Genomic DNA, 6998 nt, shown 5'->3' with positions numbered 1-6998 from the left:
CCCCACCCCGAATCGAGCAGTTGAGCGATTCAGCCTGATTGCTGCTGGGCCAACCGGTCGCGAAGACTCTTCGGCCGGATATCCGTCCACTCGTTTTCGATGTAGTCCAGACAGGCGGCACGCTCCGCTTCACCGAAGACGACTCGCCATCCGTCTGGAATATCGGCAAACGTCGGCCAGAGGCTATGCTGCTCCTCCTCGTTGACCAGTACTACGAAGCGGCCGCCGTCGTCATCGAACGGGTTTGTTGTCACAGTGCCCTCCAAGGCAATTGGCGCTTCGTACTTCCGGTCTTTCGATTGCCCGAATATTACCTGGCCAAACGACTGCGAGGAACTGATTCCCTCAGCTAACTTTCCCCAGGGAATTAGTGACGGTTTCACAGCGTATGATCGTCGGCCGTCACGGCCCGCGCGGGCGCCCCGGCAGCATTTGCACTCGCGAGGAGCTGTACGCGGCGTCAATTTCAGCTAATGCGCTTGCTGATCCGACACCGGAAACAACAACGCCTTTCCCGGATTTGCCTACGCTGTCGCAAATACATCTGATCTTGCGGCTGAAGCGTCCCCGGAGCCCGGGACATCGACGTCCGGGCAGCGGGTTCGGCTTTGCTCAGCACGTCCGGCACCCGCCGCAGCATCTCGCGAGAAAACGAAATAGGCTGTACTGCATCGAATTTGACGCGGCTGCAAATTCCATTTGGCGTGCGGACGGCGGCCGATGATTTGCGCGGGCCGGATCAAACGTCAGCCGAAGAGGATGCCGATCCCGAATTCGCCGCCCGACTCGCCATCGATTTCGTTCGGGCAGCGCACGTCGACGTAGACGGCGTCGCCGACCGCCGGCGGGGCACCGGAGTGGTCCGGATTGTTGACCGCGACGACCGTGCAGTAGGCCAGCGGTTTGGTGTTGTACCCGTTGACCCAATTGATGTTGACGATGTAGCCCTGCGCCTCGAGGTCTGCGATGACGGCGTCGGCGCCCGCAGCCCGTGCGGCGGGCGCGCCGATCACCGCACCGGCCGCCAAGGCCGCGACGACGGGCACCCAGCCGAACCGCATACCTCCACGATCCGCCTCCGGTCGCCGCGGGGCAATGGTCATTCGCCGGTCGGTTACCCGGACCCGGTCGCAGCTGCCCACCCCGGTGGGTGGATCATGCTCCATGACAATTGGTTTCACCGGGCCCGGTCGGCGGGCGCCGCGATCGAATCTGTGAATCGGCTATGACTCGCTGGTTCTGGATGCCGTCACCATTGCTCCAGGCTCCGGACTTTTTACTCTTGACCAGCGTTGTTGCTGTAATTCTCGCGCCACGAAGGTGCCGCCGGCGGGCACCGTGGCGGTTAAGATCAATGAAATCGCTTTGGGGAGGTTGCTTTTGAGTGCGATCGATGCGGCAGGGCTGACACCGGAGTTTCGTGAACTCGTGCATGCGGCGGCCCGGCAGGAGCTGACGCAATGGGGTATCGACCGGTTCAGCATTGTGGCATTGGCGGATCGCAATGATCTGGTGGTCGACGAGATCCTCGAGTTCTGGTCGGACGAGGCGGCACTCATCATCGATGTGCTCCTGGAAGGCGCCGGCCGCGAAGCGATCGCACCCGATACCGGCTCCCTGCGCGGCGACCTGCTTGCGCTCGTCGCCGCCATGGCCACCTATGTGGGGTCCGGGCAGGGCCATCAGATCCAGGGCTCACACCTGATCGGCGAGCCGTTCCTGGATGGCATCGAGATCCGGCGCACGCTGTGGCGGGCCCGCGCGGAGCGGCTGAGCGTGGTGTTCGCCCGCGCCGCGGACCGTGGTGAGCTCCGGGACGGTATCGACTCGGAGGTGGTGCTCGAGCTGCTGCTGGCACCCATCAACATGCGTGCGTTGTTCACCGGCGAGACCATCGACGAGCCCTACTGCCAACTGGTCGCCGATCTGGTGTGGCGCGCGGTGCGCGCCTGATCGCTCGCTCCGTTTGGATTGCTGCCGTGCCCGCGCGTTAATGTGCTCTGGTCAGCCTCGGCGAGCGCGCAGATAGAGAAGTTGAGCCCTTCATGACCGCAGCATCGGACACCTCGACACTTGAATCGCGGGTCGGCCACTACTACCAGATGGACGACACGTACCTGGTCGGCCGCGAGAAGATCCGCGAGTTCGCCCGCGCGGTGCAGGATCACCACCCCGCACACTGGAACGTCGACGCCGCCAGGAAGCTCGGCTACCCGGGCCTGATCGCGCCGCTGACCTTCACATCCGGTCCGGCGATGGCCTGCAACCAGCGCATGTTCGAGTCGGTGGTCGTCGGCTACGACATGTACCTGCAGACCGAAGAGGTCTTCGAGCAGCACCGCCCGATCGTCGAGGGCGACGAGCTGTCCATCGACATCGAGCTGACCTCGGTGCGCCGGGTGGCCGGCCGGGACCTGATCACGGTCACCAACACCTTCACCGACACCGCGGGCGAGATCGTGCACACCCTGCACACCACCGTCGTCGGAGTCACCGGTGAGGAGGTCGATCCAGCCATCAGGCCGGCCGTTGCCGGTGTGATGATGCACGGCATCAACATGCTCGGCGCCGAGGACTCCGCTGCTCCGTACGTGAAGACGGTGCGTCCGGCGACCGCGAGCCGGATCGCCGAGAACACTCACACCCCCACCTCGCCGTCGTTCGACGATCTGAAGGTCGGCGACGAACTGCCGGTGCACCACACCCGGTTGTCCCGCGGCGACCTGGTGAACTACGCCGGCGTGTCCGGCGACGCCAATCCGCTGCACTGGGACCAGAACATCGCCACCCTCGCCGGCCAGCCCGATGTGATCGCGCACGGCATGCTCACCATGGGGTTGGGGGCTTCGTTCGCCTCGTCGTGGTCGGACGATCCCGGTGCCGTCACCCGCTACGCCGTGCGACTGTCCCAGCCCGCCGTCGTGCCGGCCGACGGCGGCGCCGATATCGAATACAGCGGCAAGATCAAGTCGCTGGACCCCGAGACCCGTACCGGTGTCGTCCTCGTGGGTGCGAAGTCGCAAGGCCGGAAGATCTTCGGCCTGGCGACGTTGAACATCCGCTTCGGCTGACCGTTCCGCCTTGCGTCTCCCGGCGCCCGCGCAGATACTTAGATCAATTAACGTTCTGACTGTCGCGGCCGGCGAGCAGAGGAGTGGCGCGGTGAATCTCTGGGGTGACCTCACGATCCTGGACGGCATGCTGGCGCTGGCCCTGGTCGCCTGCGTGTTCGTCTACATCCGACGGTTGGAGAACCGGACGCCCGCGGCGCTGGGTGAGCAGGTGGGTGCCCACAAGACCATTCTCGCCAAACTGCGCAAGCGCGAAGCCCTGACCCGCGACGAGTTCGATTACGCCACCGAGCTGGTCGACGATGCCCGCTCGCCGCTGGCCTACGCGATCCCCGCCGTGCTCTTCAGCTGTGGTTTCTTCTACGTCGTCGGCTGCCTGTACGAACTGCACGTGCACGGCGGCAACCCGTCGTTCCGCACGTTCATCGGCGGGATCCCGATGCTGACGTCCATGAACATCGCCGCACAGCTGCGGCGGGTGGCCCGGCTGAAGAAGAACCTGCGCGACGTCGAGGTCACCGAACCGGTCTAGCTGCCCTTCGGGGCTGCCGAGTCGCCGTCCTCCCACAGCAGGAGCTGACGGACCGACGCCCGGGATCCATAGGGCTGCAGCATCTGGCTCGCAGGCCTGGGGCGCACCTTCAGCGGCCACCAGAACCAACGGCCGAGCAGGGCCGCGATGGCCGGAGTCATGAACGACCGCACGATCAGCGTGTCGAACAACAGCCCCAGCGCGATCGTCGTGCCGATCTGCCCGAGGATGCGCAGATCCGCGAAGACGAACGAGGCCATGGTGGCCGCGAAGACCAGCCCGGCCGCCGTCACCACCGCCCCCGAGCCGGCCATGGCCCGGATGATGCCGGTGTTCAGGCCCGCGCCGATCTCCTCCTTGAACCGGGATATCAGCAGCAGGTTGTAGTCCGAACCCACGGCGAGAAGCAGAATGACGGCCAGCGCCAAGACAATCCAGTACAGATCGATCCCGAACAGGTCCTGCCAGATCAGCACCGAGAGACCGAACGACGCGCCCAGGGACAGCGCGACGGTACCCACGATGACGATCGCCGCGATGATGCTGCGGGTGATGAACATCATGACCAGCAGGATGAGGCTGAGCGCGGCGATCGCCGCGATCATGAGGTCGTACTTGGCGCCGTCCTGGATGTCCTTGTAGGTGGCGGCGGTACCGGCGAGGTAGATCTTGGAACCACCCAGCGGCGTGCCCTTGACGGCGCCCTGCGCGGCATGCCGGATGGCGTCGATATGCGAGATGCCTTCGGGGGTGGCGGGATCGCCGTCGTGGGTGATGATCATCTTCACAGCCTTGCCGTCCGGCGACATGAACAACTTCATGCCACGCAGGAACTCGGCGTTGGTGAACACCTCCGGCGGCAGGTAGAAGGAGTCGTCGGTCTTGGACTCGTCGTACGCCTTGCCCAGGGCCGTGGCGTTCTTCAGCGCCGCCGCGGTCTGGTCGTTGATGCCTGAGGTGGTGGCGTAGTTCGTCAGCGTGAGATCGCGGTTGGTCTGCTGGCTCTGGATCTGGGGCGGGATCAGTGCGAGCAACTTCGGTTGCAGGGCATCGAGTTTGGCGATGCTGCCCGCGACATTGCTGAGCTGATCGGTCAGCGCGTCGATACCGTCCAGCGCATCGAACACCGACCTGAGCGCGGCGCACGCCGGGATGTCGAAGCAGTGCGGTTCCCAGTAGAAGTAGTTGCGCAGGGGGCGGAAGAAGTCGTCGAAGTTGGCGATCTTGTCGCGCAGATCGTTGGCCGTCTGGACGGTCTGCGCGAAGGCCTTGGCCTGCTCGTCGGTGACGGCACCGGACTGCTGCTGCAGTGCGTATTGCTGTCGCAGCACATCGATCGAATTGTTGATGACGTCAACCTGTTTCAGTAGATCCGCACCGCGGGCCTGCTGGAACGGCAGATTGTTGATCTGGGACGCGCTGCTCGCGCTGATCTGGAACGGGATGGATGTGTGGTCCAGCGGCGTGCCCAGTGGCCGGGTGATGGTCTGCACCTGAGCGATGCCGTCGGTGTGGAAGATCGCCTTGGCGACCCGCTCCAGCAGGATCATGTCGGTGGAGTTGCGCAGGTCGTGGTCGGCTTCGAGCATCAACAACTCGGGGTTCAGCCGGGCCTGCGTGAAGTGCCGCTCCGCGGCGGCGTATCCGACGTTCGCCGGTGCGCTCGCCGGCATGTACGGCTTTGCGTCGTAACTGGTTTGGTAGCGCGGTAGCGCGAGCAACCCGATCAGGGCGATGGCGACCGTCGCGGCGAGAATGGGGCCCGGCCAACGCACGATGGCCGTGCCGATACGCCGCCAGCCCTGGGTGCGCATCGGGCGGGCCGGCTCGAACAGACCGAAATGGCGGCCGATGACCAACAACGCGGGCGCCAGCGTCAACGCCGCCACGACGGCGACCAGCACGCCGGTGCCGGCGGGGACGCCCAGGCTCTGGAAGTACGGCAGCCGCGTGAAGGTCAGACACAGCACGGCGCCGGCGATGGTCAGGCCCGAACCCAGAATGATGTGCGCGGTGCCGTGATACATCGTGTTGTACGCCGCGACGCGATCCTGACCGGCGTAGCGCGCCTCGTGGAAGCGGCCGAGAAGAAAGATCGCGTAGTCGGTTCCGGCCGCGATGACCAGCAGTGTCAGCAGATTGGTCGAATACGTGGACAGTTCGATGATGCCGGCGTTGGCGAGCACCGCCACGACGCCGCGCGACGCGGTCAACTCGATCATCACGGTGAAGATCACAAAGAACACGGTGGTGAGACGGCGGTAGAGCGAGAACAGCATGACGGCGATGACCCCGAGGGTGATCAGGGTGGTCTTCAGGGTGCCGTGCCGGCCCACCTCGAACTGGTCGGTGACCAATGGCGCCGCGCCGGTGACGTAGACCTTCAGTCCCTGTGGCGGGGGTGTTTTGTTGACGATGTCGCGCACCGAGTCGACGGATTCGTTGGCCAGGGACTCACCCTGATTGCCTGCGAGGTAGACCTGTACCAGCGCCGCCTTGCCGTCGGCGCTCTGCGATCCCGCCGCCGTCAGCGGGTCGCCCCAGAAGTTGTCGACGTGCTGGACGTGCTTGGTGTCCTCGACCAGTTTCTGCACCAGACCGTCGTAGTAATGGTGCGCGTCCGGACCGAGCGGCTGGTCGCCTTCCAGCACGATCATCGCCGAGCTGTCGGAATCGAACTGCTGGAACACCTTGCCGATCTGCTTGCTCGCTTGCAGCGACGGCGCGTCCTGCGGGCTGAGCGACACGTTGTGCGATTCGGCCACCGTCTCCAGCTGCGGCACGAACACGTTCGTGAGGACCGCCAGGCCCAACCAGAAGAACGCGATCAGGACCGAGAATCGCCGGATGAAGTCCGGCACGCGGTGACTGCTCATCCGGACTTGTCCAGGCAGTAGGTGAGGGCGTTCACGGTGTTCACCGTTCTCTCGTCCTTGACCGCGTCGTCGATCTTGATACGGCAGCCGATCGAGTCGCTATTGCCCTGCGCCGTGACGTTGACCGCGACGGCGGGCTGGGTGGTGGTCGTGTCGTAGGCCCAGGGCAGCGTGACGTCGTCGGCGCGCTGCGGTTGGGCGTCCACATCCATGTAGGTGATGGTGGCCACGGTGCCGGGCGGGCCGAACACCTCGATGACCACATGTTTGGGGTTGAACGGCACGATGTCGTTGCCCGCGCCGTCGGGAGTGGACGTGACGTCCTCGGAGGCGAAGACGCCGTGCAGCCGGGACACCGTGAAGCCGGCGATCAGGATCACCGCTATCGCCACAAGAAACATCCAGCGTTTTGCCAGCTTTCTGCTGAGCGAAACCCGCTGCATCCGTGACCCTTTCATGAGCGGCGACAGGCGCGGACGGTGGATCCTTTTAGGACGGCTAATCAACTAGGTTGACGGT

7 protein-coding genes are annotated in these 6998 nt (G+C 64.8%); 3 read left to right on the top strand and 4 right to left on the bottom strand.

Going from position 1 to position 6998, the window contains the following annotated elements; all coding sequences use genetic code 11:
• Positions 1 to 29: 29 nt before the first annotated feature.
• Positions 30 to 254 carry an MbtH family protein gene (locus AC1DY7_RS04285; protein ID WP_477492415.1) on the bottom strand — a complete coding sequence of 75 codons (225 nt, stop codon included), beginning with the start codon at positions 252 to 254 and terminating at the stop codon, positions 30 to 32.
• Positions 255 to 746: 492 nt separating this feature from the next.
• Positions 747 to 1061: a hypothetical protein gene (locus AC1DY7_RS04280; RefSeq protein WP_477492414.1), complete on the bottom strand. Its 315-nt coding sequence runs from the start codon at positions 1059 to 1061 to the stop codon at positions 747 to 749.
• A 319-nt stretch (positions 1062 to 1380) separates the two neighbouring features.
• On the opposite strand from AC1DY7_RS04280, the gene AC1DY7_RS04275 reads away from it, so the two are divergent.
• The 3 genes from AC1DY7_RS04275 (at position 1381) to AC1DY7_RS04265 (ending at position 3603) form a co-directional block, all read left to right on the top strand.
• Positions 1381 to 1953: a TetR-like C-terminal domain-containing protein gene (locus tag AC1DY7_RS04275; RefSeq protein WP_477492413.1), complete on the top strand. Its 573-nt coding sequence runs from the start codon at positions 1381 to 1383 to the stop codon at positions 1951 to 1953.
• A 92-nt stretch (positions 1954 to 2045) separates the two neighbouring features.
• Positions 2046 to 3071, top strand: a complete 1026-nt coding sequence (locus AC1DY7_RS04270; RefSeq protein WP_477492412.1) for a fused (3R)-hydroxyacyl-ACP dehydratase subunits HadA/HadB — start codon at positions 2046 to 2048, stop codon at positions 3069 to 3071.
• A 127-nt stretch (positions 3072 to 3198) separates the two neighbouring features.
• Positions 3199 to 3603: a hypothetical protein gene (locus AC1DY7_RS04265; RefSeq protein ID WP_477492426.1), complete on the top strand. Its 405-nt coding sequence runs from the start codon at positions 3199 to 3201 to the stop codon at positions 3601 to 3603.
• Here the strand turns inward: AC1DY7_RS04265 and AC1DY7_RS04260 are convergent.
• On the bottom strand, positions 3600 to 6479 hold the full coding sequence (locus tag AC1DY7_RS04260) for an MMPL/RND family transporter (protein WP_477492411.1): 2880 nt from the start codon (positions 6477 to 6479) through the stop codon (positions 3600 to 3602). The genes AC1DY7_RS04265 and AC1DY7_RS04260 overlap by 4 nt on opposite strands.
• On the bottom strand, positions 6476 to 6922 hold the full coding sequence (locus AC1DY7_RS04255) for an MmpS family transport accessory protein (RefSeq protein ID WP_477492410.1): 447 nt from the start codon (positions 6920 to 6922) through the stop codon (positions 6476 to 6478). The genes AC1DY7_RS04260 and AC1DY7_RS04255 overlap by 4 nt, the downstream gene beginning before the upstream one ends.
• Positions 6923 to 6998 lie beyond the last annotated feature (76 nt).

This window comes from Mycobacterium sp. P2_H7, assembly GCF_056403275.1.
This window is presented reverse-complemented; position numbering and strand designations above follow the sequence as displayed.